25 protein-coding genes are annotated in these 25,455 nt (G+C 60.3%); 14 read left to right on the top strand and 11 right to left on the bottom strand.

The features are described 5' to 3' along the window. Position 1 precedes the first annotated feature (1 nt). Genes KTH07_RS15575 through hycI form a run of 6 tightly spaced genes read left to right on the top strand, consistent with a single transcriptional unit; the run spans position 2 to position 4,824 of the window. Complete coding sequence (locus KTH07_RS15575; RefSeq protein ID WP_017382801.1) at positions 2-925, top strand: respiratory chain complex I subunit 1 family protein; 924 nt, start codon at positions 2-4, stop codon at positions 923-925. 15 nt (positions 926-940) lie between these two features. Beyond that, positions 941-2,650 (top strand): formate hydrogenlyase subunit HycE, encoded by a 1,710-nt coding sequence (hycE, locus tag KTH07_RS15570; protein ID WP_015571690.1) that lies wholly within the window; start codon positions 941-943, stop codon positions 2,648-2,650. 9 nt (positions 2,651-2,659) lie between these two features. Next, positions 2,660-3,202, top strand: coding sequence for a formate hydrogenlyase complex iron-sulfur subunit (locus KTH07_RS15565; protein ID WP_023295328.1), 543 nt, complete (start codon positions 2,660-2,662; stop codon positions 3,200-3,202). Further along, positions 3,202-3,969: an NADH-quinone oxidoreductase subunit B family protein gene (locus KTH07_RS15560; protein ID WP_023304316.1), complete on the top strand. Its 768-nt coding sequence runs from the start codon at positions 3,202-3,204 to the stop codon at positions 3,967-3,969. The genes KTH07_RS15565 and KTH07_RS15560 overlap by 1 nt, the downstream gene beginning before the upstream one ends. Next, positions 3,966-4,376 carry a formate hydrogenlyase maturation HycH family protein gene (locus KTH07_RS15555; RefSeq protein ID WP_023304315.1) on the top strand — a complete coding sequence of 137 codons (411 nt, stop codon included), beginning with the start codon at positions 3,966-3,968 and terminating at the stop codon, positions 4,374-4,376. The genes KTH07_RS15560 and KTH07_RS15555 overlap by 4 nt, the downstream gene beginning before the upstream one ends. Next, complete coding sequence (gene hycI, locus KTH07_RS15550; RefSeq protein WP_023304314.1) at positions 4,369-4,824, top strand: hydrogenase maturation peptidase HycI; 456 nt, start codon at positions 4,369-4,371, stop codon at positions 4,822-4,824. The genes KTH07_RS15555 and hycI overlap by 8 nt, the downstream gene beginning before the upstream one ends. Positions 4,825-4,912: 88 nt before the next feature. Here hycI and KTH07_RS15545 read toward each other — a convergent pair whose 3' ends face one another. Both KTH07_RS15545 and ascF read right to left on the bottom strand, forming a co-directional pair. Further along, positions 4,913-6,337 carry a 6-phospho-beta-glucosidase gene (locus tag KTH07_RS15545; RefSeq protein WP_023304313.1) on the bottom strand — a complete coding sequence of 475 codons (1,425 nt, stop codon included), beginning with the start codon at positions 6,335-6,337 and terminating at the stop codon, positions 4,913-4,915. Positions 6,338-6,355: 18 nt separating this feature from the next. Next, the gene (ascF, locus tag KTH07_RS15540; RefSeq protein WP_063162075.1) at positions 6,356-7,807 is read right to left on the bottom strand and encodes a PTS cellobiose/arbutin/salicin transporter subunit IIBC; all 1,452 of its coding nucleotides are present in this window, start codon (positions 7,805-7,807) and stop codon (positions 6,356-6,358) included. 213 nt (positions 7,808-8,020) lie between these two features. On the opposite strand from ascF, the gene KTH07_RS15535 reads away from it, so the two are divergent. The 4 genes from KTH07_RS15535 (at position 8,021) to KTH07_RS15520 (ending at position 12,960) form a co-directional block, all read left to right on the top strand. After that, the gene (locus KTH07_RS15535; RefSeq protein ID WP_017382794.1) at positions 8,021-9,034 is read left to right on the top strand and encodes a LacI family DNA-binding transcriptional regulator; all 1,014 of its coding nucleotides are present in this window, start codon (positions 8,021-8,023) and stop codon (positions 9,032-9,034) included. Between the two features lie 133 nt (positions 9,035-9,167). Continuing rightward, entirely contained in the window at positions 9,168-9,713 is a 546-nt protein-coding gene (gene hydN, locus KTH07_RS15530) for an electron transport protein HydN (protein ID WP_017382793.1), read from the top strand. A 6-nt stretch (positions 9,714-9,719) separates the two neighbouring features. Next, positions 9,720-11,936 carry a carbamoyltransferase HypF gene (hypF, locus tag KTH07_RS15525; protein WP_023304312.1) on the top strand — a complete coding sequence of 739 codons (2,217 nt, stop codon included), beginning with the start codon at positions 9,720-9,722 and terminating at the stop codon, positions 11,934-11,936. Between the two features lies 1 nt (position 11,937). Further along, entirely contained in the window at positions 11,938-12,960 is a 1,023-nt protein-coding gene (locus tag KTH07_RS15520) for a HoxN/HupN/NixA family nickel/cobalt transporter (RefSeq protein WP_023295322.1), read from the top strand. A gap of 126 nt (positions 12,961-13,086) precedes the next feature. Here KTH07_RS15520 and norW read toward each other — a convergent pair whose 3' ends face one another. Both norW and norV read right to left on the bottom strand, forming a co-directional pair. Continuing rightward, positions 13,087-14,220, bottom strand: coding sequence for an NADH:flavorubredoxin reductase NorW (gene norW, locus KTH07_RS15515; protein WP_015571680.1), 1,134 nt, complete (start codon positions 14,218-14,220; stop codon positions 13,087-13,089). After that, entirely contained in the window at positions 14,217-15,665 is a 1,449-nt protein-coding gene (norV, locus tag KTH07_RS15510; protein WP_023304311.1) for an anaerobic nitric oxide reductase flavorubredoxin, read from the bottom strand. The genes norW and norV overlap by 4 nt, the downstream gene beginning before the upstream one ends. A 187-nt stretch (positions 15,666-15,852) precedes the next feature. Here norV and norR point away from each other — a divergent pair, with 187 nt between their 5' ends. Next, positions 15,853-17,367, top strand: coding sequence for a nitric oxide reductase transcriptional regulator NorR (gene norR, locus KTH07_RS15505; protein WP_017382788.1), 1,515 nt, complete (start codon positions 15,853-15,855; stop codon positions 17,365-17,367). Here norR and gutQ read toward each other — a convergent pair. The 7 genes from gutQ to srlA form a co-directional block, all read right to left on the bottom strand. Beyond that, positions 17,364-18,329 carry an arabinose-5-phosphate isomerase GutQ gene (gene gutQ, locus KTH07_RS15500; RefSeq protein ID WP_015571677.1) on the bottom strand — a complete coding sequence of 322 codons (966 nt, stop codon included), beginning with the start codon at positions 18,327-18,329 and terminating at the stop codon, positions 17,364-17,366. The two genes, norR and gutQ, sit on opposite strands and share 4 nt — an antisense overlap. Further along, positions 18,322-19,095 (bottom strand): DNA-binding transcriptional repressor, encoded by a 774-nt coding sequence (locus tag KTH07_RS15495; protein WP_015571676.1) that lies wholly within the window; start codon positions 19,093-19,095, stop codon positions 18,322-18,324. Before KTH07_RS15495 ends, gutQ begins: the two co-directional genes overlap by 8 nt. A gap of 63 nt (positions 19,096-19,158) precedes the next feature. Further along, the gene (gene gutM / locus KTH07_RS15490; RefSeq protein ID WP_023304310.1) at positions 19,159-19,518 is read right to left on the bottom strand and encodes a transcriptional regulator GutM; all 360 of its coding nucleotides are present in this window, start codon (positions 19,516-19,518) and stop codon (positions 19,159-19,161) included. Between the two features lie 91 nt (positions 19,519-19,609). Beyond that, positions 19,610-20,389 (bottom strand): sorbitol-6-phosphate dehydrogenase, encoded by a 780-nt coding sequence (gene srlD / locus KTH07_RS15485; RefSeq protein WP_023304309.1) that lies wholly within the window; start codon positions 20,387-20,389, stop codon positions 19,610-19,612. 14 nt (positions 20,390-20,403) lie between these two features. Then, on the bottom strand, positions 20,404-20,766 hold the full coding sequence (srlB, locus tag KTH07_RS15480; protein ID WP_023304308.1) for a PTS glucitol/sorbitol transporter subunit IIA: 363 nt from the start codon (positions 20,764-20,766) through the stop codon (positions 20,404-20,406). 12 nt (positions 20,767-20,778) lie between these two features. Continuing rightward, positions 20,779-21,738: a PTS glucitol/sorbitol transporter subunit IIB gene (locus KTH07_RS15475; RefSeq protein WP_023304307.1), complete on the bottom strand. Its 960-nt coding sequence runs from the start codon at positions 21,736-21,738 to the stop codon at positions 20,779-20,781. Next, on the bottom strand, positions 21,735-22,298 hold the full coding sequence (srlA, locus tag KTH07_RS15470) for a PTS glucitol/sorbitol transporter subunit IIC (protein ID WP_015571673.1): 564 nt from the start codon (positions 22,296-22,298) through the stop codon (positions 21,735-21,737). Before srlA ends, KTH07_RS15475 begins: the two co-directional genes overlap by 4 nt. A gap of 251 nt (positions 22,299-22,549) precedes the next feature. On the opposite strand from srlA, the gene mltB reads away from it, so the two are divergent. From mltB to KTH07_RS15455, 3 genes are all read left to right on the top strand, one after another. Then, positions 22,550-23,650 carry a lytic murein transglycosylase B gene (gene mltB, locus KTH07_RS15465; protein ID WP_169805755.1) on the top strand — a complete coding sequence of 367 codons (1,101 nt, stop codon included), beginning with the start codon at positions 22,550-22,552 and terminating at the stop codon, positions 23,648-23,650. Between the two features lie 290 nt (positions 23,651-23,940). Continuing rightward, on the top strand, positions 23,941-24,594 hold the full coding sequence (locus KTH07_RS15460; protein ID WP_017382783.1) for a metal ABC transporter ATP-binding protein: 654 nt from the start codon (positions 23,941-23,943) through the stop codon (positions 24,592-24,594). Then, complete coding sequence (locus KTH07_RS15455) at positions 24,591-25,451, top strand: metal ABC transporter permease (protein WP_015571669.1); 861 nt, start codon at positions 24,591-24,593, stop codon at positions 25,449-25,451. Before KTH07_RS15460 ends, KTH07_RS15455 begins: the two co-directional genes overlap by 4 nt. Positions 25,452-25,455 lie beyond the last annotated feature (4 nt).

Below are 25,455 nucleotides of genomic sequence, written 5' to 3'. Positions count from 1 at the left end.
CATGAGTCTGTTACTGGCAATTCTTCAGGCGCTGGTGCTGTTCGCCGCCGCGCCGCTGCTGTCGGGCATCACGCGCGTGGCGCGCGCCCGGCTGCACAACCGTCGCGGGCCTGGCGTGCTCCAGGAGTACCGCGATCTCTTCAAACTGCTTTCCCGTCAGAGCGTCGCGCCGGACGCCGCAGGCTGGGTGTTCCGCCTGACGCCGTTTGTGATGGTGGGCGTGATGCTGACCATCGCCACCGCGCTGCCGGTAGTGACGGTGGGCTCGCCGCTGCCGGTGCTGGGCGATCTGATTACGCTGATCTACCTCTTCGCCATCGCGCGTTTCTTCTTTGCGATTGCGGGTCTGGATACCGGCAGCCCGTTTACGGGTATCGGCGCCAGCCGCGAGGCGATGCTCGGCGTGCTGGTTGAGCCAATTCTGCTGCTGGGGCTGTGGGTTGCCGCACAGGTTGCAGGCTCGACCCATATCAGTTTTATCACCGACACCGTTTACCACTGGCCGGTTTCACGTTCTCTCCCGCTGGTGCTGGCGCTCTGCGCCTGCGCGTTCGCCACCTTTATCGAGATGGGCAAGTTGCCGTTCGATCTCGCGGAAGCGGAGCAGGAATTACAGGAGGGGCCGCTCACCGAATACAGCGGCTACGGCTTTGCGGTGCTGAAGTGGGGCATCAGCCTCAAGCAGCTGGTGGTGTTGCAGATGTTCGTCGGCGTTTTCTTCCCGTGGGGGCAGATGACGCACTTCTCTGCGGGCGGCCTGCTGCTGGCCGTGGTGGTGGCTGTGCTCAAGCTGCTTATCGGCGTGCTGGTGATTGCCCTGTTTGAAAACAGCATGGCGCGCCTGCGTTTTGTTGAAACGTCACGCATCACCTGGGCCGGTTTTGGTTTTGCATTTTTAGCGTTCGTCTCCTTGCTGGTGGCGTGATTAAAGAGAGTGTTTATGTCTGAAGAAAAGAAAGGTCAGCAGTATCTCGCCGCGTTGCATCAGGCTTTCCCGGGCGTGGTGCTGGAGGAGTCCTGGCAAACCAAAGACCAGATCACCGTCACCATTAAGGTGAACTATCTGCCGGAAGTGGTGGAGTTTCTCTATTACCAGCAGGGCGGCTGGCTGTCAGTGCTGTTCGGCAACGACGAGCGTCAGCTGTGTGGCAACTATGCGGTGTACTACGTGATGTCGATGGAGCAGGGGGAGAAGTGCTGGCTCACCGTGCGCGTAGAGGTCGATCCGGCTAAACCGGAATACCCCTCCGTCACGCCGCGCGTGCCTGCCGCCGTCTGGGGCGAGCGCGAAGTGCGCGACATGTATGGTCTGGTGCCGGTTGGCCTGCCTGACGAGCGTCGCCTGGTGCTGCCGGACGACTGGCCGGATGAACTCTATCCGCTGCGCAAGGACAGCATGGACTATCGCCAGCGCCCGGCCCCGACCACCGACAGCGAAACCTACGAGTTCATCAACGAGCTGGGCAGCAAGAAGAATAACGTGGTGCCGATTGGCCCGCTGCACGTTACCTCCGACGAACCGGGCCACTTCCGCCTGTTCGTCGACGGCGAGAACATTATCGACGCCGACTACCGCCTGTTCTACGTCCACCGCGGCATGGAGAAGCTGGCGGAGACCCGCATGGGCTACAACGAAGTCACGTTCCTCTCTGACCGCGTGTGCGGCATCTGCGGCTTTGCCCACAGCACCGCCTACACCACCTCGGTGGAAAACGGCATGGGGATCGTGGTGCCGGAACGCGCGCAGATGATCCGCGCCATTCTGCTGGAGGTGGAGCGCCTGCACTCGCACCTGCTCAACCTCGGCCTGGCCTGCCACTTCGTCGGCTTTGACTCCGGGTTTATGCAGTTCTTCCGCGTGCGCGAGGCGTCGATGAAGATGGCGGAGATCCTTACCGGGGCGCGTAAAACCTACGGCCTGAACCTGATCGGCGGGATCCGCCGCGACCTGCTGAAAGACGACATGATCCAGACCCGCCAGCTGGCGCAGCAGATGCGGCGGGACGTGCAGGAGCTGGTGGACATGCTGCTCAGCACGCCAAACATTGAGCAGCGCACCGTCGGGATTGGTCGTCTTGACCCGGAAATCGCCCGCGACTTCAGCAACGTCGGCCCGATGGTGCGCGCCAGCGGCCACGCCCGCGATACCCGCGCCGATCACCCGTTCGTCGGCTACGGCCTGCTGCCGATGACCGTGCACAGCGAGCAGGGCTGCGACGTCATCTCCCGTCTGAAGGTGCGCATCAACGAGGTATTCACCGCGCTGAACATGATCGACTACGGCCTCGATAATCTGCCGGGCGGCCCGCTGATGGTGGAAGGCTTCACCTACATTCCAAACCGCTTTGCCCTCGGCTTTGCCGAAGCGCCGCGCGGGGACGACATCCACTGGAGCATGACCGGCGACAACCAGAAGCTCTACCGCTGGCGCTGCCGCGCGGCGACCTACGCCAACTGGCCAACCCTGCGCTACATGCTGCGCGGCAATACGGTCTCTGACGCGCCGCTGATCATCGGCAGCCTCGACCCGTGCTACTCCTGCACCGACCGCATGACCGTCGTGGACGTGCGCAAGAAGAAAAGCCAGGTGGTGCCGTACAAAGAGCTTGAGCGCTACAGCATTGAGCGTAAAAACTCGCCGCTGAAATAAGGACTCGCCATGTTTACCTTTATCAAAAAAGTGATCAAAACCGGCACGCAGACCAGCAGCTATCCGCTGGAGCCGATGCCGGTGGATAAAAACTTTCGCGGCAAGCCGGAGCACAATCCGCAGCAGTGCATCGGCTGCGCGGCCTGCGTCAACGCCTGCCCGTCGAATGCCTTAACGGTGGAAACGGACCTGAAAACCGGCGAGCTGGCCTGGCAGTTTAACCTCGGGCGCTGCATCTTCTGCGGCCGCTGCGAGGAGGTCTGCCCGACGGTGGCCATTCGCCTGTCTCAGGAGTACGAGCTGGCGGTGTGGAAAAAAGAGGACTTCCTCCAGCAGTCGCGCTTTGCGCTGTGCAACTGCCGCGTCTGCAAGCGTCCGTTCGCCGTGCAAAAAGAGATCGACTACGCCATCGCGCTGCTGAAGCACAACGGCGACGTCCGCGCGGAGCATCACCGCGAAAACTTCGAAACCTGCCCGGAGTGCAAGCGTCAGAAGTGCCTGCTGCCGTCCGACCGTATTGATATCACCCGCCATATGAGAGAGGCCAGCTGATGGAAAACCTACTGGGCCCGCGCGATGCTAACGGCATTCCTGTGCCGATGACGGTGGACGAATCCATCGCCAGCATGAAGGCGTCGCTGCTGAAAAAAATCAAACGCTCGGCCTACGTCTACCGCGTGGACTGCGGCGGCTGCAACGGCTGCGAGATTGAGATCTTCGCCACGCTGTCACCGCTGTTTGACGCCGAGCGCTTCGGCATCAAAGTGGTGCCGTCCCCGCGCCATGCGGATATCCTGCTGTTCACCGGCGCGGTCACCCGCGCGATGCGTTCGCCTGCGCTGCGCGCCTGGCAGTCTGCGCCGGATCCGAAAATCTGTATCTCCTACGGCGCCTGCGGCAACAGCGGCGGCATCTTCCACGATCTTTACTGCGTCTGGGGCGGCACCGACAAAATCGTGCCGGTGGACGTCTACATTCCGGGCTGCCCGCCGACGCCCGCCGCCACGCTGTACGGTTTTGCCATGGCGCTCGGCCTGCTGGAGCAGAAGATCCACGCTCGTGAGCCGGGCGAGCTGGACAACCAGCCAGCCACTCTCCTGCACCCGGATATGGTGCAGCCGCTGCGGGTGAAGATCGACCGCACGGCGCGCAGGCTGGCGGGCTACCGCTACGGACGCCAGATTGCCGACGATTACCTGCGTCTGCTGGGCCAGGGCGACCATCAGGTAGCGCGCTGGCTGGAGGCCGAGAACGATCCGCGTCTCAATGAGATCGTGGCGAACCTGAACAGCATTGTGGATGAGGCGCGTATCCGATGAGTGAAACGGTGGTGTTCAGCCAGCTGAGCCGTAAGTTTATTGATGAGAACGATGCCACGCCGGATGCGGCGCAGCAGGTGGTCTATTACAGCCTGGCGATTGGGCACCACCTCGGGGTGATCGACTGCCTTGAAACGGCGCTGAGCTGCCCGTGGCCGGAATACCTGGCGTGGATCGCCACGCTGGAGGAGGGCAGCGCGGCGCGGCGCAAGATGGAGGGCGTGCCGAAGTACGGCGAGATTGTGATCGACGCCAACCACATCACGATGCTCGCTAACGCCTTTGACGCGGCGCTGAGCGTACAAACCCCGGCGCAGCAGGCGTGGAGCAAAACGCTGCTCGGCATGCTGCACGATATTCATCAGGAGAGCGCCATCTACCTGATGGTGAGGAGATTACGTGACTGACGTTTTACTGTGTGTCGGCAACAGCATGATGGGCGACGACGGCGCGGGCCCGCTGCTGGCGGAAAAGTGCGCTGCGAACCCGCCGGGCAGTTGGGTGGTGATTGACGGCGGCAGCGCGCCGGAAAACGACGTGGTGGCCATTCGTGAACTGCGCCCGGACAGGCTGTTAATCGTCGATGCCACCGATATGGGGCTCAACCCCGGCGAGATCCGCCTGATTGACCCGGACGACATCGCCGAGATGTTTATGATGACCACCCACAACATGCCTCTCAACTATCTGGTGGATCAGATTAAAGACGACGTGGGCGAGGTGCTGTTTCTGGGCATTCAGCCGGACATCGTCGGGTTTTATTATCCGATGACGCCGCCGGTGAAAGAGGCGGTGGACGTGGTGTATTCACGGCTTACCGGGTGGGTTGGGGATGGAGGATTTCCTCAGCTCTGAGCAGTGCCGGGTGGCGCCTTCGCCTTACCCTGCCTACCAAACCCATCTCCCTCTCCCTGTGGGAGAGGGCTGGGGTGAGGGCAACAGGCTACGCCAGATCCCCCCCGTTACTCGCAATCACCTTCTTATACCACCAGAACGATTTCTTGCGCTTGCGGTCCAGCGTGCCGTTTCCGGCGTCGTCCCGGTCGACGTACACAAACCCGTAGCGCTTGCTCATTTCCCCCGTTGAGGCCGATACCAGATCAATGCAGCCCCAGGTGGTGTAGCCCAGCAGCGGTACGCCGTCCTCAATCGCGTCGCCCATCGCGCGGATATGCTCGCGCAGGTAGCTGATGCGGTAGTCGTCGTTGATCTCGCCGTTTTCATCAATAACGTCCTTCGCCCCGAGGCCGTTTTCCACCAGGAACAGCGGCTTCTGGTAGCGGTCGTACATCATGTTCATGGTGATGCGCAGGCCGAGCGGGTCGATACCCCAGCCCCACTCGCTCACCTGAATGTGTGGGTTACGCAGGGACTTCACGATGTTCGCCGCGCTGGTGTTGCTCGCGTTCATGTCCGCCGACGCGCAGCGCGAGGCGTAATAGCTGAACGAGACAAAATCGACGGTGTTTTTCAGCAGTTCATCGTCGCCCGGGTCTTTCACAATCACCACGCCTTTCTCGCGGAACACGCGGGCGGAGTAGGCCGGATAGCTGCCGCGCGCCTGCACGTCGATAAAGAACAGGTTCTCGCGGTCTTTCTCCAGCGCCATCCACACGTCTTCCGGCTTGCAGGAGTACGGGTAGAAATTGCCGCCCGCCAGCATGCAGCCGACCTGGTTTTCCGGGTTCACCTCGTGGGCAATTTTGGTCGCCAGCGCGCTCGCCACCAGCTCGTGGTGCGCGGCCTGGTATTTCACCTGATCTTCGTTTTCCCCTTCCTCAAACACCAGCCCCGCGCCGGAGAACGGGCTGTGCAGCATGATGTTGATTTCGTTGAAGGTCAGCCAGTATTTCACCAGCCCGTTAAACGCTTCAAAGCAGGTGCGGGCGTAGCGGGCGAAGAAATCCACCATTTTGCGGTTGCGCCAGGAGCCGTACTCCGTCACCAGGTGCATCGGCACGTCGAAGTGGCAGAGCGTGACCAGCGGCTCGATGTTGTACTTTTTGCACTCCTCGAACACCGCGCGGTAGAAGGCAATGCCTTCCTGATTCGGCAGCGGTTCGTCGCCGTTCGGGTAGAGGCGGCTCCAGGCAATCGAGGTGCGGAACACCGTAAAGCCCATCTCCGCCATCAGGGCGATGTCTTCTTTGTAGCGATGGTAAAAATCAATCGCCTCGTGGCTCGGGTAGAATTCGTCGTCCCGCAACGAAAACCGTTTTTCCTTGCCGACTTTTACCGCCAGACGGTTTGCGCCGTGGGGGATCATATCGACCGTCGTCAGTCCTTTGCCGCCTTCACGGTAAGCCCCTTCACTCTGGTTGGCGGCAAGCGCGCCGCCCCATAAAAATCCTTGTGGAAAAACAGACATTCTTACCTCGCTTTCAGTTTATGCTTCTGCTGCTTTGTTCTGTACCGGTGCGGTTTGCAGGGCGCGTGCTTTTTCGGCTTCGTCTTCTACCGGGATATCCTCAAACCCTAACAGCAGGGTCAGCACAAACGACAGCACCACCGCCAGACCCATCACGCCAAACACCCAGACGATGGTCATCGGGTTGGCCGGGTCGAAGAACTGCACGCTGGTGAACAGCCCCGGCGCCGCCATCGAGTGGCTGGCAAGACCGGCCATGCCCGCCACCGCACCGCAGATAAAACCGCTGATCAGGCTCGCAATCAGCGGACGCTTCAGGCGTACCGCCACGCCGTACAGGGCCGGTTCAGAGATCCCCGCCATGATGGCGGAGGCCGCCGCGGCCAGCGCCGTCTGGCGCAGTTCCGGGTTTTTGGTTTTCCACGCCACCGCCAGCGACGAACCGCCGAGCGACAGGTTGGCGCCGATTTCCGACGGCATCACCATCCCTTCTTTGCCCGTTTCGGCAATGGTCTGGATGATGGTCGGCGTAAACACGCGGTGCATCCCGGTCATCACCAGCAGCGGCCACAGCGCGCCCATAATGGCAACGGAGAGCCAGCCCAGATAGCCGTGAATGGTGTAGACCAGCGCGGAGATGGCGCTGCCGATCCAGATCCCGAGCGGGCCAATCAGTACGATGGCGAGCGGGGCGGCAATCAGCACGATCAGCATCGGCTTGAGGAAGTTTTTGGTCACCGCCGGGGTAATGCGATCCACCCAGCGTTCGATGTACGACAGGCACCAGGTCATCACCAGGGCGGGGATCACCGTGTAGGTGTATTTCACCGCCGTCACCGGAATGAAGGCGAACTCAACGTGCTCGCCCTGCGCGGCCTTGGCCATCAGCTCGATAAAGCTCGGGTGAACCAGTACGCCCGCGATAGCAATCGCCAGCGACATGTTGGTTTTGAACTTCACCGCCGCGGATGCCGCCACCATCAGCGGCAGGAAGAAGAACGCGCCGTCGCCGATAACGGTCAGGATCGTCAGCGTCGGGTCGCCTTTGCCCAGCACGCCGGTCATCTCAAGGATCATCGCCAGCAGCTTGACCATCGACCCGCCGATGATCGCCGGGATCAGCGGAGACATGGTGCCGATCAGCGCGTCGAGGATCCCGGCGCCAACCCGGCGCAGCGTGAGCTTCTGTGGACCTTCCGCTACGGCAGGTTGCAGGTTGGCGGGCAGCAGGCTCACTACTTCACGGTATGCCTGGGACACGGTGTTGCCAATAATCACCTGGCACTGGTTGTCGTTGCGCACCACGCCGAGCACGCCGCTGATGCTTTTCAGGCGTGCGGCGTCGGTAAGGCTTTCGTCTTTAAGAACGAAGCGCAGGCGCGTCATGCAGTGGGTGACGGCGACGATGTTCTCTTTACCGCCCAGCGCGCTGACAACGTCTTTTGCCAGCGCAGCGTAATTTTTTGCCATCGGATGTGATCCTGTTATCGTTGTGTGAAATGTAGGAAACCGGTTTCACATAATCATCATGAGTTTCTTTTAATGAAACAAGACCACTTTTTATGCATTTTTTCGTTTCGTGATGACGATCACTCGTGGCCGTAAAAAGCGTGATAACGCCGCTGGGACAATTTTTCTGCGGTGCAGTACACTGCGCCCATCAGGTTCAGACGGAATAATAATATGACCACGATGCTGGAAGTGGCGAAGCGGGCAGGCGTATCAAAAGCGACGGTCTCCCGGGTACTGTCGGGGAACGGTTACGTCAGCCAGGAGACGAAAGACCGCGTGTTTCAGGCCATCGAAGAGAGCGGGTATCGCCCCAATCTGCTGGCGCGAAACCTGGCGACCAAACGCACCCAGACCCTGGGGCTGGTGGTGACGAACACCCTGTACCATGGGGTCTACTTTAGCGAGCTGCTGTTTAACGCCGCGCGGATGACGGAAGAGAAGGGGCGTCAGCTGATCCTGGCGGACGGCAAGCACAGCGCCGAAGAGGAGCGCGAGGCGATCCAGTACCTGCTCGACATGCGCTGCGACGCGGTAATCATCTATCCGCGTTTTCTGAGCGTGGAAGCGCTGGACGAGATCATTGAGAAATGCGAGCAGCCGATCATGGTGCTCAACCGCCGTTTGCGGAAAAACAGCAGTCACAGCGTCTGGTCCGATCATAAAGCGTCGTGTCAGGACGCAGTATCGCAGCTGATCGCGAAAGGCCACCGGGAGATTGCGTTTATCACCGGTTCGCTGGATTCCCCCACCGGGGTGGAGCGTCTTTCCGGCTACAAGGACGCGCTGGCGCAGCACGGGATTGCAGTTCGCGACGCGCTGATCGCCGAAGGGAAGTGGAACCCGGCCAGCGGCGCGGCGGCGGTCTCTCAGTTGCTCACCCGCGGCGAAACGTTTACCGCGCTGGTGGCGAGTAACGACGACATGGCGATTGGCGCCATCAGGCAGCTGCACGAGAGCGGCGTCGCCACGCCGGGCGCAGTGTCCGTCATCGGCTTTGACGACGTGGCAATCGCGCCCTATATCGTGCCGTCCCTCTCCAGCGTGCGTATTCCGGTAACGGAGATGATTCAGGAGACCATCAGCCGTATGATTTTCATGCTCGACGGCGGTGAGTTTAAGCCTCAGCAAACCTTCTCCGGCGAGCTTATCCTGCGCGACTCCGTCATTGACGGCCCGCATCGCTGACGTCGACATCTGTCATCGTCACTAATGACGATGACAGATCCTTCTCTTTTAAATTTCCCTATAAAATCAAAGCATTAAATATTGGCACGGTTTATGAATAGCTTCGCGCATAACAGTTATGCCGGAGAAGCAGATGAACCGTTTTATTATGGCCGATGCCAGCAAATGCATTGGTTGCCGTACCTGTGAAGTGGCGTGCGTGGTGTCCCATCAGGCAGAGCAGGATTGCGCCTCTCTCACCCCTGATACCTTCCTGCCGCGCATCCACGTCATTAAAGGCGTGAATATTTCTACCGCCGCTATCTGTCGCCAGTGCGAAGACGCGCCGTGCGCCAACGTCTGTCCGAACGGGGCGATTAAGCGCGAGAAAGGCTTCGTGCATGTGATGCAGGAGCGCTGCATCGGGTGCAAAACCTGTGTGGTGGCGTGTCCGTATGGCGCGATGGAGGTGGTGGTTCGCCCGGTGGTGCGCAACAGCGGTATCGGGCTGAGCGTACGCGCGGAGAAAGCCGAAGCCAATAAATGTGACCTCTGCTACCACCGCGATGCCGGTCCGGCGTGTATGGAAGCCTGTCCGACGCATGCGCTGGTCTGCGTCGATCGCGACAAGCTCGAACAGATGAGTGCCGAAAAACGCCGCCGCGCGGCGTTCGACACCTCATCATCGCTGCTGTTTTAAATTGCGATGCGCGTTAACGGCGTACAGCTTCGGGTGCGCGGCAAGGTGCAGGGGGTAGGATTTCGTCCCTTCGTCTGGCAGCTTGCGCACCAGCTGGGGCTGGCAGGCGACGTCTGCAACGACGGAGAGGGTGTCCTGGTGCGTCTCGCGGGCAGTGGGGGTGACTTTACCGCGAGACTGCGCCAGGACTGCCCACCGCTGGCGCGCATCGATCGCATTGAAACGCAGCCGTTCAGCTGGACGACGCTGCCGGATGAGTTTGTCATCCGCCACAGCGAGAGCGGGGCGATGGACACGCAAATCGTCCCGGATGCCGCCACCTGTCCCGCATGCCTGGTGGAGATGCGCGATCCCCGCGAACGTCGCTACCGCTACCCGTTTATCAACTGCACCCACTGCGGGCCGCGGTTTACCATTATCCGCGCCATGCCCTATGACCGCCCGGCCACGTCAATGGCGCCATTCCCGCTCTGTGTGCCCTGTGAAACGGAGTACCGCAACCCGGCTGACCGGCGTTTTCACGCCCAGCCGGTGGCCTGCCCGGATTGCGGACCGCAGCTGGAGTGGCGAGCCGGGGAGGCTGCTGCCACCCGCGAATCGGCGTTAAGCGCGGCGGTGGCGATGCTGGAAGGCGGCGGGATTGTGGCGGTCAAAGGGCTGGGCGGTTTTCACCTGGTCTGCGACGCGCTTAACCCGCAGGCGGTTCGGAAATTACGGGCACGCAAGCAGCGCCCGACCAGGCCGCTGGCGGTGATGATCCCGCATGCGGACGATCTGCCGGAGGCCATCCAGACGCTGTTACGTTCACCCGCTGCGCCGATTGTGCTGACGCCAAAAGCCTGCCTTCCTGCGTTTCCTGAGGAGATTGCGCCGGGGCTGGATACGGTCGGCGTGATGCTGCCTGCGAACCCGCTCCAGCATTTGCTGATGCTGGACTGCCAGCGCCCGCTGGTGATGACCTCCGGCAACCTCAGCGGCCATCCACCCGCCATAAGCAACCAGCAGGCGCTGGAAGAACTCAGTGACATCGCTGACGGCTTCCTGCTGCACAACCGCGACATCCTGCAACGGATGGATGATTCAGTGATGGACCAGGAGGGCACGATGCTGCGTCGCGCACGCGGTTTTGTGCCGGATGCCATCACATTGCCCGCCGGATTCCGCGACATCCCGCCCATGTTATGCACCGGCGCGGAGATGAAAAACACCTTCAGCCTGGTGCGTGGCAACCAGGCGGTGCTGAGCCAGCATTTTGGCGATCTGAGCGACGAGGGGGTAGAGGCGCAGTGGCGCAGTGCGCTCTCGACGATGCAGGACATCTACGCCTTTCAGCCTGAGCGCGTGGTGTGCGATGCCCATCCGGGTTATCACGCCCGACTGTGGGCCCGGGCGCAGGCGCTGCCCGTTGAGACCGTGCTGCATCATCATGCGCATGCGGCAGCGTGTCTGGCGGAGAATGGCTGGCCGCTCAACGGCGGGGATGTTATTGCCCTGACGCTGGACGGGATCGGCATGGGCGAGAACGGCGCGCTGTGGGGCGGCGAGTGCCTGCGGGTGAACTATCGCGACTGCGAACGGCTGGGCGGTCTGCCAGCCGTTGCGCTGCCGGGGGGCGATCTGGCGGCAAAACAGCCGTGGCGCAATTTGCTCGCCCACTGTCTGGCGTTCGTACCTGACTGGCAGCAGTACCCGGAAACAGAGGTGGTACAGCGTCAAAACTGGCCGCTGCTGGCAACGGCTGTGTCGCGCGGTATCAATGCGCCGCGGGCCTCCTCCTGTGGTCGTCTGTTCGACGCCGTGGCCTGTGCGCTGGGCATTGAAACGCAACGCTATGAGGGCGAAGCCGCGTGCCGGCTGGAGGCGCTGGCCGAACGCTGCGCAGGGGTTGATCATCCGGTGACGCTCCAGACGGATAACCTTGCGCTGTTCTGGCAACAGTGGCTTACCTGGCGGGCGGAACCCGGCGAGCGTGCCTGGGCTTTTCACGATGCGCTGGCAAAAGGGCTGAGCGAACTGGCGGCAACGCATGCCCGCCGACGGTCGCTCACGACGGTGTGTTTCAGCGGCGGCGTCCTTCACAACCGCCTGCTGCGCGCGCGCCTTCGTCATTACCTTTCTGATTTCACGCTTCTTTTTCCTTCGCGCCTGCCCGCAGGCGACGGAGCGATCTCCTTCGGGCAGGCGGTGGTTGCTGCCGCCCGATCATGTTCACAAGGGATTTAAAATGTTACGACTTTTACGCAATGAACCTCGTGCAGCGTGCCTGCTGCTGGCTCTCGGGATGGCTAACCTGCTGGCCTGGGGGCTGGCGTGGCACACCTTTAGCGGCAGTACGGCGCTGATGGCGGCCAGCCTGCTGGCCTGGTGTTACGGACTGCGTCATGCGGTGGATGCCGACCATATCGCCGCGATTGATACCGTGACGCGTAAAATGATGCAGCAGGGCAAGCGCCCGTCCGGCGTGGGCGCATGGTTTTCCCTCGGACACTCCACCATCGTGGTGCTGGCCTCCATTGCCATCGCCGCGACCGCCACGGCATTTCAGAAGAATATGGCGTGGTTTCACGAGACCGGCAGCCTGATCGGCACGGCGGTGTCGGCAACCTTCCTGCTGGCGATGGCGCTGGTGAATATGGTGATCCTGCGCGGCGTCTGGCGCAGTTTTCAGGCGCTGAAACACGGCAATCCCGTGCAGGGCGACATCACGCTGCCTGCACAGGGCGGCGTCATGAACTGGCTGTTCGGCAAAACCTTCCGCCTCGTCAATAAAAGCTGGCAGATGTACCTGGTCGGTTTCCTGTTCGGCCTGGGGTTCGACACCGCCACCGAAATCGGCGTGCTGGGGATCTCCGCCGCCAGCGCCTCCAGCGGGATGTCGGTGTGGTCGATCATGATCTTCCCGGCGCTCTTCGCCAGCGGCATGGCGCTGGTCGATACGCTCGATAACCTGCTGATGGTGGGTGCCTACGGCTGGGCGTTTAACAAGCCGCAGCGCAAGCTCTACTACAACATGACCATCACCGGCACTTCGGTGGTGGTGGCGCTGTTTATCGGCGGCCTGGAAGCGCTGGGTCTGCTGATGGACAAGTTCGCCCTCAGCGGCGGCGTGTGGGATCTGATTGGCGCGGTGAACGATAACCTGGGCGACGCCGGATTTGTGGTGGTCGGGCTGTTTGTCGCCTGCTGGCTGATCTCGATGGCGAACTATCGCTGGCGCGGTTATGACGCGCTGGTGGTGCGCCCCTGACGCTGAAAGTGTAGCGATAAAAAAAGCCCCGGGACATCGGGGCGGTGGACAACAAAATCCAAAGGTTAAGTAAGCGTGGCAGTACTGTAGGCCGGGTAAGCGGAGCGCCACCCGGCATGACGAGGGTTAAGCTGGTAGCGATTTCAGCAGCGCGAAGGCCTCCTTCATTCTGTCTTCGCTGACGACAAAGGCGCGCATCTGACCGTCGGTATCGGTGCCGCGCGCCACCATGCCCTGAGGCGAAAGGACAATCTCCCAGTCCAGATCCTGACGCTGCGTTTCACCTGCGAGATGCAGCGGTAGTTCCGGCGTTTTTACCTTCACCAGCATGGCGGGTAATTTCACCGGGGCGTTGCCGCCGAGCAGGTTTTTCGCCAGGAACATGGCGCTTAACTGAATCGGTTGCAGGAACGGCAGCACCTGGCCGTTAATTTCCGCGCAGTCGCCCAGGGCATAAATGTCCGGCTGGGTGGTTTGCAGGTAGCTGTCCACCTTCACGCCGCGATTGATCTCTGCGCCCGCGCGGTGCGCCAGCGCGGTTTCCGGGCGCAACCCCGTCGCCGCAATAACCACATCCACTTCAACGCTGCGGTTGCGGTCGAGCGTCGCACAAATGCCGGTTTCGGTTTTGCTCAGGCTCTGTAACTGCGATTTCAGCAGCAGATGCACGCCCATGTCGGTCAGACGATGCTGTAAGCGACTGCTTACTTCTGCTGGCATCAGCGCTGACAGAATGCTGGCCGCGTGGTCAACCAGGGTGACGGATTTTCCCGCCCGGCAGAAGTCCATCGCCAGCTCGGTGCCAATCAGTCCGCCGCCGACAATCATCACCCGCGTGGCGTCGCGTAACAGGGTCTCGCTGGCCTGATACTCCTGCTGGCTGTTGAGCGTGACCATCAGCTCGCGGCCCTCAACCGGCGGCACAAACGCCGATGCCCCCGTCGCCAGCACCAGTTTGTCGTACTGCCAGGTTTTATCTTTCGCGTTCACCACGTGGGCGTCGGCGTCGATATCGGTGACCCAGGTGTACGGAAACAGACGCAGGTTAAACTGTTCTGCGAACTCCCCCGCCGTCTGGCGGGTGAGATCGTCGGCGCGCTGATTCTGGCTAATGACGTGGCTTAAATCAGGCTTGTTGTACTCATCCATGCTGTCGGCGGCGATCACCGTCAACGGCACGTTAGCATCCTGTTTGCGGATATTTTTCACCAGCTGGCGGGCGGCAAAGCCCGAGCCGATAATGACGATGCCGTGGCTCATTTTGCCTCCGTTGCCAGTTCATCAAAGACGTCTTTCCCGAGGGAACATTCCGGGCAGAGGAAGTTGTCCGGCACCTCGCTCCACGGCGTACCCGGCGCGACATCCTGCAACGGCTCGCCCAGCTCAGGATCGTAAATCCACTGGCAGACGCTGCACTGCATGCAAGGGCCGAGGTCGGCAGCGGCAGGAGCGGCTTCTGCTACAGCTTCCGGCGTAACCGCCGCGGCGGGTGCGGTTTCCGGCAGCGGCGCAAGCGCCCACTGGCGGGCAATGTCGCGACCGTGCTGGCGACAGATTTCCAGCGCGTCGAGATCCGGACGCCATTTCGCCTTCAGGCTCAGGGACATCTCAAAACCGGCATCCTGTAAACGGGTGGAGAGACGGTCTACCGCGCCGCCGCTCCAGCCGTGTGAACCAAAGGCGCTGGCGCGTTTGTTACGAAAGCGCAGGCCGGTCATCTCTTCCACCAGTCCGGCAATTTTCGGCATCATCACGTTATTCATGGTGGAGGTACCCACCAGCACGCCTTTGGAGCGGAAGACGTTGGTCAACACCTCATTCTTATCGCTGCGCGCCACGTTGAAGATTTTCACCGCCACGTTCGGGTCCACTTCGTTGATGCCCTGGGCAATGGCGTCCGCCATCATGCGGGTGTTGTTGGACATGGTGTCGTAGAAGATGGTGATGCGATCTTCCTGATAGTCCGCCGCCCACTTCAGGTACAGTTCGACAATCTGGGTTGGATTTTCACGCCATACCACGCCGTGGGAGGTGGCAATCATATCCACCGGCAGGTTGAAGCCGAGGATCTCGGTGATTTTTGGCGTGACCAGACGGCTGAACGGGGTCAGGATGTTGGCGTAGTAGCGCTGGCACTGTTCGAACAGCTCGGTCTGATCCACTTCGTCGTTGAACAGACGTTCGTCGCAGTAGTGCTGGCCGAAGGCGTCGTTACTGAACAGCACCGCGTCACCGGTCATGTAGGTCATCATGCTGTCCGGCCAGTGCAGCATTGGGGTTTCCACGAAGATCAGCTGTTTGCCATTGCCGATATCCAGCGTGTCGCCGGTTTTCACGGTGTGGAAGTTCCACTCCGGATGGTGGTGGTGGCCGTTGATGGAGTCAATGGCGTTGGTGGTGCAGTAGATCGGGGTATCCGGAATGTGGGACATCAGCTCGGTCAGCGCCCCGGCGTGATCCTCTTCCGCGTGGTTGATGATGATGTAGTCGATGTCATTCAGATCGATTTCGCTGCACAGGTTCTGCACGAACTCGCGGCTGAATTTGTGATCGACGGTATCGATCAGGACGTTTTTACCTTCACGAATGAGATAGCTGTTGTAGCTGCTGCCACGCAGCGTTTTGTATTCCGTCCCGTGAAAATCACGTACTTCCCAGTCACGTTGACCCACCCAATGAATGTTATTTTTAACCAGAATAGACATAGCAACCTCAACTTAATACGGCGTTTTCAAATAAGATGACTGTCATATATCAAGTTGCGTGCCAACTTTTTAACTTGTTGAAAATAATGTGTTTTCGTTTCGATGCTCCTTAGTGGGTAGTCATTTTGACTATCTTAAAAATTGTCAATATGACATTATGTATTGTCAAAATGACAGTGAGGCAGAGATGAGCTTTTCCGTAGATGTGCTGGCGAAGATCGCCATAGAACTGCAAACCGGTATTGGTCATCAGGACCGCTTTCAGCGGCTGATCTCCACGTTGCGCCACGTGCTGGATTGCGATGCGTCGGCGCTGCTGCGTTACGAAGGGCGGCAGTTTATTCCGCTGGCTATCGACGGTCTGGCGAAGGACGTACTCGGGCGGCGCTTTACCCTGGAGGGCCACCCGCGTCTGGAAACCATCGCCCGCGCGGGTGACGTGGTGCGTTTCCCGGCAGACAGCGATCTGCCCGATCCTTACGACGGCCTGATCCCCGGACAGGAGAGCCTGAAGGTGCACGCCTGTATCGGCCTGCCTCTGTTTGCCGGGCAGAACCTGATTGGCGCGTTAACCCTCGACGGCATGTCGCCTGATCAGTTCGATACCTTCAGCGACGAAGAGCTACGGCTGATTGCCGCGCTGGCGGCCGGGGCGCTGAACAACGCCCTGCTGATAGAACAGCTGGAGAGCCAGAATATTCTTCCGGGTAGCCCGACGGCGTTTGAGCAGGTGGCGCACACCGAAATGATCGGCCTTTCGCCGGGCATGGCGCAGCTCAAAAAAGAGATTGAGATTGTCGCCGCGTCTGATTTGAACGTGCTGATCTTCGGGGAGACCGGCACCGGTAAAGAGCTGGTGGCAAAAGCGATCCACGAAGCCTCGCCCCGTGCGGTGAATCCGCTGGTCTATCTCAACTGCGCGGCGTTGCCGGAAAGCGTGGCGGAAAGCGAGCTGTTCGGACACGTCAAAGGGGCCTTTACCGGGGCGATCAGCAACCGCAGCGGCAAGTTCGAAATGGCTGATAACGGCACGCTGTTCCTCGATGAAATTGGCGAACTCTCCCTTTCGCTCCAGGCCAAACTGCTGCGGGTGTTGCAGTATGGCGATATTCAACGCGTGGGAGACGATCGCAGCTTACGCGTGGATGTGCGCGTGCTGGCGGCGACGAACCGCGATCTGCGCGAAGAGGTGCTGGCGGGGAATTTCCGCGCCGATCTGTTCCACCGTCTGAGCGTGTTCCCGCTCACGGTGCCGCCGCTGCGCGAGCGGGGCGAGGATGTGGTTCTGCTGGCGGGCTTTTTCTGCGAACAGTGTCGGCTCAAAATGGGGCTTTCCCGCGTGGTGCTAAGTCCTGGCGCGAGGACGCACCTGCTGAGCTACGGCTGGCCGGGTAACGTGCGTGAGCTGGAACATGCGATCCACCGCGCGGTGGTGCTGGCGCGGGCAACGCGTTCGGGGGATGAAGTGGTTATTCATGCGCGCCATTTCGCGCTGCATGAGGAAACGATGCCGCCCGTGAAGCCGGTGATACCTGAGAGCGTGAACGAAAACCTGCGCGAGGCGACGGATGCGTTCCAGCGTCAGATGATCGCCCGCGCGCTGGAGCAGAATAACCGCAGCTGGGCGGCGTGCGCGCGGGCGCTGGAGATGGACGTCGCCAACCTTCACAGGCTGGCGAAACGTCTGGGGCTGAAGGGTTAAATAATCCCCGCCTGGTAGAAGTCTTGCAGGTTGATCGCGCCGCACAGCCTGCCGTGCTCGTCCACCACCGGCGCGGCGGTGATTTTGCGCTTCATCAGCACCTCTTTGGCTTCAATCGCGCGGCTGTCGGCATTCAGCGTCAGCCCGCCCTGGGTCATTGCTTCGGATACCCGCGCCTCCAGCTTGCCGCCGCCCACCAGCCAGCGGCGCAGGTCGCCGTCGGTGAAGACGCCCTTCACCTGGCGGTCATTGTCGCATACCGCAACCAGCCCCAGCCCGGTGCGGCTCAGCTCCAGCATGGCGTCCATCACGCTGGTGTCGAGTTTGACCTGAGGAATGGCATCGTCCGTGCGCATCAGGTGGTGAACTTTGTTGAGCAGACGAGCCCCAAGCGCACCCGCAGGATGGGAGCGGGCGAAATCTTCCTCATTAAAACCGCGCGCCTGCATCACCGCCATCGCCAGGGCGTCGCCCATCATCAGCGTGTTGACGGTGCTGGAGGTCGGTGCCAGGTGCATCGGACAGGCTTCGCGCTCAACGGAAATATCCAGGGTTGCTTTCGCGGCCAGCGCCAGCGGCGAACGGGATTTGCCGGTCATCGCTAACAGGGCCACCGATTTTTCTTGCAGGCGAGGGATGATGAGATCCAGCTCTTTGGCTGAACCGGAGTAGGAGATAAACAGCATCACGTCGCGGCTTTCGATCATCCCCAGATCGCCGTGCAGCGCTTCGGCAGGATGCACGAAGAACGCCGGGGTGCCGGTGCTGGCAAGCGTCGCGGCAATCTTCTTGCCGATATGACCGGATTTACCGATACCCGCCACGATCACTTTGCCCTCGCAGTGGATAATGGTGTTGGCTGCACGAACAAAATCCTCACCCAGACGTTCCGGCAGGCGGCTGGCTTCCTGTAGCTCCAGCAGCAGGGTCTGACGGCCTGCGTTTAACAGAAAATCACTCATTTTTCTCTCCGGTTACGATCACGTCGATGCCCTTCGCTTCCAGCGCTTTTTTAAATGCCGGATCGATACCTGCGTCGGTAATCAGCTTATCGACGCTTTCAAGGCTACAGACAATGTTGGGGCTTTTACGGCCAAACTTCGACGAGTCCGCCATCAAAATCACTTCCCGCGCGGCGTTGCACATCGCTTTGCTGACGCTGAACACCTCGTTGAAGGTGGTCACGCCCGCGTTGAGGTCGATGCCGTCCGTGCCCATAAACAGCTTATCGAAGCTGAAGTGGTCGAAGGCATTCTCCGCCAGCTGCCCGTGAAACGACGCCGATTTTTTACGAAAGGTGCCGCCGGGCATCAGGATGGTCTGCTCGCTGTCGAACTCTGACAGGGCATTGACGATGTGCAGGCTGTTGGTCATCACGGTGATGTTATTAAAGCGGCTGAGCAGCGGGATCATCTGTAGGACGGTACTGCCTGCGTCGAGGATAATGGAATCGCCGTCCTGGATAAATTTGACGGCGGCTTCGGCAATCAGCGCTTTCTGGTGAGTATTGATCAGCGTTTTGTGGTCGATAGGCGGGTCGGCTTCGTCTTTATTGAGCACCACGCCGCCGTAGGTACGAATGACGGCGCCGGAGTTTTCGAGCAACACCAGGTCCTTGCGTATTGTCGTGCCGGTGGTGTCAAAGTAGTGGGCCAGATCCTCTACCGAGCACTTTCCCTGCTTTTGCAGATGCTCAAGTATGGCCGCCTGCCGCTGACGTGGTTTCATAGGCGCTTCGTTCCTTACGTTGCGAAATGATAATTCCGCAAGTTTATAACTTTCACAACGAAATTATCCATGTTTCAGATTAAGCGCTAATGATAGTGCATTCTGACAGAGTGAATCATGGGGGAAGATCACATCAGGTTGTAAATCATGCAGCGAAATGCCGTCGATCGCCTGGATTTTGGTCGGACGGGCAAACACCGTTACGCCGCGCATGATGAGGGAATCGCAAACCATATTGTTTTCATCCAGCGCAATAGCGACGACAACCCGCGGTTTAAAGCGTCCGCCGGAACGCCCAACGCCCACGCGGCCTTTCTGGCACAGGGCGTCAAAGGCGCGGTTAAACTGATGGATTTGCCAGCCGCCAAACGCCATCTGGCAAAGCCAGGCGAGGGCGGCGACGGTGATGAGTGCGGTGACCATATCGGCTCCTTAACTGCCGGGTGGCGGCTGCGCCTTACCCGGCCTACGGGGATTGTAGCCCAGGTAAGCGCAGCGCCACCGGGGAATGAACTCAGAACATCACCTGCCCACCGGTGACGTTAATCGACTGCCCGGTGCAGTACGAGGCTTTCGGGCTGGCGTAAAACAGCAGCATGTTCAGCACGTCCTGATAATCGCACCCGCGCTTCAGCGGCACTTTGTCGATGTAGTACTGTTCGACGTCCTCCGCTTTGATGCCAAGTTTGGCGGCATACTTCGGCAGCAGGGACTGGAACATCGGGGATTTCAGCAGGTTACCTAGCATCAGCGCGTGCACGGTTATGCCGTATTCGGCCAGATCCAGCGCCAGAGACTGCGTCAGCCCGACGCCGCCAAACTTCGCCGCGCTGTAGCCGGAGTTGTGCTTGCTGCCCACTTTCCCCGATTTTGAGTTGATCTGAATGATGCGACCCTGAATACCGTCGCGGATCATCAGACGGGAAAATTCGCGGGCGCAGAGGAAATAGCCCACCAGATTCACCTGCAACGAGCGATCAAAATCCCCCAGTTCGACATCGCTGATAAAGGCCGCTTTCGCAATCCCCGCGCTGTAGACCAGCAGATCGGTGCGACCAAAAATCTCATCCACGCCGCGGGCCAGCGCCATCACGCTCTGCTCGCTGGTGGCGTCGGCGCCAAATCCATACGCCATCCCTTCGCCAAATTCGGTGTTGATGGCGTCCGCTACGCGGGCGGCTTTCTCACTCTGAATATCCACGACCGCCACGCGGTAGCCCTCTGCGGCAAGCCCATGGCAGAGGAACTCGCCTAAGGTTTGTCCCCCACCAATGACAACGGCAACCTGACTCATGTGTCTCTCCTTTATTACGAAATAAATTTTAACGTGCAGCCTGGGGTGACAGCCTGCGGAACCGGCCCCTCAACGTGAACCGTGCCGGGATACTCCGCCCGCGGCTGGCCGTCGAAACGCAAGGTGATGTGCCCCAGCTCGCGCAGGTTTTGCTCGGCGACGTCACCGACGGCGGTTACGGCATAGCGCGCCTTGCCCAGCTCCAGCTGGCCACCGGCCTTCAGCTTGCCGTTTAACTCGCCGTGGCAGTGGATAAAGCAAAACTCTTCGATATCTGCCGGGGCGCCTTCGCGGAAGGTGATCAGCATCTGGTCGCTCAGCGCATCGGCCGCGCTCTGGCCGATGCGGGTAATGGTGGTCTGGTAAATCACGGTCATGGCAGGAACCTCTTATTGATAAATAAAGCCGGAGACAAACCAGGCAATTAGCACCGTTGGCGCGCCCGTCAGGAAGCGGCTCACCAGCACGGAGGGGACGCCCACGCGCACGGTCTCCTGGCGCGCTTCCGCCAGCGACAGCCCGACGGGGATGAAGTCGCACGCCGCCTGAGCGTTAATGGCAAACAGGGCGGGCAGGGCGAGGTGCGGGGGAATATTCCCCAGACCAATCTGCACGCCAATCAGCACGCCAATGACCTGGGCAATCACCGCGCCCGGGCCAAGAAACGGCGACAGCAGCGGGAAGGAGCAGATCAGCGCCAGCGTCACCAGGCCGAGCGGGTGGCTGGCGAGCGGGGCGAGGCCGTGGGCAATCCAGTCGCCGAGGCCGGAGGCCATGATGATGCCGATCAGCGCCGAGACGAACGCCATAAACGGCAGAATGGTTTTCAGCACCGTGTCGATGGTGTCGCGCCCGGACTGAAACAGCACCGCCACGGCGGACCCCATCCCCATCCCGACCTTCGCCAGCAGGCCGTCGCTCTGCTCGGTGATTTTTTTGCTGGTGTCGTAGTCGCGCGGGGATGCTTTTTGCGGCGCGGGTGTGCCATTCACCAGCGTGATGTTGTCCTCCTTCACGCCCGAGACATAAATGTCCTCAAGGATGTACTGCGCCAGCGGGCCTGATTTGCCCGTGGAGTGAATATTCACCGTCGGAATGCGGCGCTTCGGGTAGATGCCGCAGCGCAGGGTGCCGCCGCAGTCGATTACCGCCACGCCGATTTCCGCTTCCGGCGGCTCGCCTTCCTTGAAGCCGTCGACCGCTTCCCAGCCGGTCAGCTCGCGCAGCCTGTCGACGATCGCCGGGCGCGTGCCCGCGGTGATGTAGACGATCTTTTTGCCTTCGGTGGCGTCGAACTCCAGCGGGCCGCCCCAGCCGCCCGTGCCTTTATCTATGCGGATCCGGTTCATACTGTGGCTCCCGAAAGCTGGACTTTCTCATCAAGCTGAATGCCCATTTTTTTCTCAAAAATGGCGGTAGTGAGGTCCGTTACCCAGCCGCGGAAGAAGTTGGTCACCAGGCCGACCAGCAGATAGCTCACCGCCAGCGGGCCGAGCGGCAGTCCCAGCGTAGTGAGACCGCTGGCAATCCCGAGGTAAACAAACAGCTCGCCGGGGTTAATGTGCGGGAACAGGCCGTTCATTGAATGGCAGCTGTAGGAGGCGGCGGCGTAATAACTCGGCTTGTACTTCTCTGGCATAAAGCGGCCGAGGCTTAAGGTCATCGGGTTGCAGAACACAAAGGTGCCGATGAAGGGCAGGATCAGGTAGCGGGACAGCGGATTGCCGGCACAGCGCTGGGCGAAGCGTTCAATACGCTGCTGGCCGATAAAGTTAATCAGGGCGTTCATGATCACCAGCAGGCTGATCAGCAGGGGCAGGATCCCGGTCACCATGCCGGTGAATACCTCGCCGCCTTTCTGAAACAGCCCGATGAACCACTCGGCGCCGTGGGTGATGGTTTCTATCATTCTTCTCTCCTGTAGGGCGTTTGTTTTTGTCTATCTGCGGCTAATAATAATCACTTTGAAAGGTTTTAAAGTGTTAATCAGATCTCACAATGAAAGAAAAATGTATTATTTTGAAAGTTTATTGGTGAGGTGAATAATTTTTGGTGGAAAAAAGCGCGGATTTGCGTCGGGGAGGTGTGTACCGCTTCCTTGAGGAGTTGGGGATGCTTTACCATACTGGATTCTTACCGAACTCGTTAAATGGATGCCACATGTTCAAGCGTCGTTATGCAGCGCTGTTGCCTGCGCTTATTCTCCTGTCCGCCTGTAGTAGCAAACCCAAGACCGAAGCCGCTCAGCCAACGGCGGGCGCGCCTTCCGGAGGATTCCTGCTGGAGCCGCAGCACAATATGATGCAGATGGGCGGCGACTTCGCGAATAACCCTGCGGCCGAACAGTTCATCGATAAAATGGTGAGCAAGCACGGTTTTGACCGCCAGCAGCTGCATGCCATTTTGTCTCAGGCGAAGCGTCTGGACTATGTGCTGCGCCTGATGGACAGGCAGGCGCCGACAGCCCAGGTGCCGACCGGGCCAAACGGCGCGTGGCTGCGCTATCGCAAACAGTTTATTACCCCGGACAACCTGCAGAATGGCGTGGTGTTCTGGAATCAGTATGAAGACGCCCTGAACCGTGCGTGGCAGGTCTATGGCGTGCCGCCGGAGATCATCGTCGGTATTATTGGGGTCGAGACCCGCTGGGGACGCATTATGGGTAAAACCCGCATCCTTGATGCGCTGGCGACGCTCTCCTTCAACTACCCGCGCCGCGCCGAGTATTTCTCTTCCGAGCTGGAAACCTTCCTGCTGATGGCGCGAGACGAACAGGACGATCCGCTCGATCTGAAAGGGTCGTTCGCCGGGGCAATGGGCTACGGCCAGTTTATGCCGTCCTCCTATAAGCAGTACGCGGTAGATTTTAACGGGGATGGTCACATCAACCTGTGGGATCCCGAAGACGCCATTGGCAGCGTGGCCAACTACTTCAAAGCGCATGGCTGGACGCCGGGCGGCCAGGTGGCGGTGCAGGCGAACGGCGAGGCGTTTGGTCTGGAAAACGGATTTAAAACCAAATACAGCGTGGCGCAGCTGGCAGCGGCAGGCTTAACGCCGTCGCAGCCGCTGGGCAATGTTGACCAGGTGAGCCTGCTGCGCCTGGATGTCGGAACCGGTTATCAGTACTGGTTCGGGCTGCCGAACTTCTACACCATTACCCGCTACAACCACAGCACGCACTATGCGATGGCGGTGTGGCAGCTGGGGCTGGCGGTGTCTCAGGCGCGTGTGCCGGCAGCGTCACCGTTTAGCCAGTAAGTTACCCTGACGGGTAGGCCGGTTAAGGCAACGCCGCCACCCGGCATGGCTGCCCGCACCCTGACCCTCTCCCACGGGAGAGGGAAGTTTGCAGAAACATTTCGCCACACTCCCATTTCACTCCCACCGTTTACATCTTAATCGACTTTCATTATTGTTATGTTATAACATTATTTTTGAATTGAGATATCCATGTCCCTGTTTTCTCTCTCATCCCCGGTTCGGCTGCTGCTGGCGCTGGTGCTCATTCTGTTTCTCGGCCTGGCCGTGCGCTGGGCGGTGGCGTTGCCATGATCGTGATGAACGACCTGGTGGCGGGTTACGATCGCCAGCCCGTTACGCGCGCGCTGTCCGGCGTGATTGAACGCGGGAGCATGACCGCTATCGTCGGGGCCAACGGCTGCGGCAAATCCACGCTGCTGAAAACGCTCGCCGGCTTTATTCCGCCCGTCAGCGGTACGTTTCGCTGGCAGGGGAGACGTCCGGTGGTGGGCTGGCTGGCGCAGCGTCACGCGCTGGAGGCGCAATTTCCTCTGACCGTGCAGGACGTGGTGAGTATGGGCTGCTGGCCAGCAATCTCACTGTTTGCCGGTTTTCGTCGGGATACCCGCATGCGCATTGCCGGCGCGCTGGAGCGCGTGGGGCTGGAGTCCATGGCGTTCTCTACCATAGATGAACTTTCCGGCGGCCAGTTTCAGCGCATGCTGTTTGCCCGCGTTTTGGTGCAGCAGGCGCCCCTGGTGATGCTGGATGAGCCTTTCACCGGCGTCGATGAAGCGACCTGCAACGTGCTGATGGATCTGATGCTGGAGATGTATATGCAGGGGCAGACCCTGCTGGCGGTACTGCACGACAGCGAACGCGTCTCGCGCCACTTCCCACAAACGCTGCGGCTGGATGCTGATACGCCGCACTGGAAAACCGAGCGGGTGAGGGTGGCATGATCTGGCATCTCTTCTTCCAGCCGTTTATTGAGTACGGCTTTATGCGGCGCGCGCTGGTGGTTTGCCTGGCGCTCTCCGTCAGCACCACTGCGCTGGGCGTATTTCTTCAACTGCGTCGGATGAGCCTGATGGGGGACGCCCTTTCTCACGCCATTTTGCCGGGTGTCGCGGTGGGCTATCTGCTCAGCGGGATGTCGCTGCTGGCAATGACTGTCGGCGGGTTTATTGCCGGGATCGCCGTTGCGCTGGTGGCCGGGCTGGTCAGCCGCCGCACGCCGCTTAAAGAGGATGCCAGCTTCGCGGGGTTTTACCTGGGCTCGCTGGCGCTGGGCGTCACGCTGGTGTCGCTGCGCGGTTCAAATGTCGATCTGCTTCATCTTCTGTTTGGCTCCATTCTCGCCGTGGATAGCGCGTCAGCCCTGTTCGTGACGGGCGTTTGCATGTTCACGCTCCTCACGCTGGCGATTTTTTATCGGGGGCTGGTCAGCGAAGCGTTTGATACCGCGTGGTTGCAGGTGAACGCGCGCTGGCTGCCCGGGATGTTACACGGTCTGTTTCTGGCGCTGCTGGTGCTCAACCTGGTAGCCGGTTTTCAGGTGCTCGGCACGCTGATGGCCGTCGGGCTGATGATGTTACCCGCCGTGGCGGCACGCTGCTGGGTGCGCACACTGCCAGGGTTACTTTTGATGGCGGGTATCAGCGGTATTTTTTGCGCGTGGCTGGGCTTAAGCCTTTCCTGGGCAGTGAGTCTGCCCGCCGGGCCCTCCATTGTGCTGACCGCCAGCGCATTGTTCTTTATTTCAGTTTTATTTGGCACGCGCAGCAGGCTGGCGGATAGCCTGCGGGCGCTTTTTTAACGCA

The organism is Enterobacter cloacae complex sp. ECL72, from assembly GCF_019056635.1.
Classification (GTDB): Bacteria; Pseudomonadota; Gammaproteobacteria; order Enterobacterales; family Enterobacteriaceae; genus Enterobacter; species Enterobacter hormaechei_C.
The sequence above is the reverse complement of the archived record's forward strand: the minus strand, read 5'-3'. Positions and strand labels throughout refer to the sequence as shown.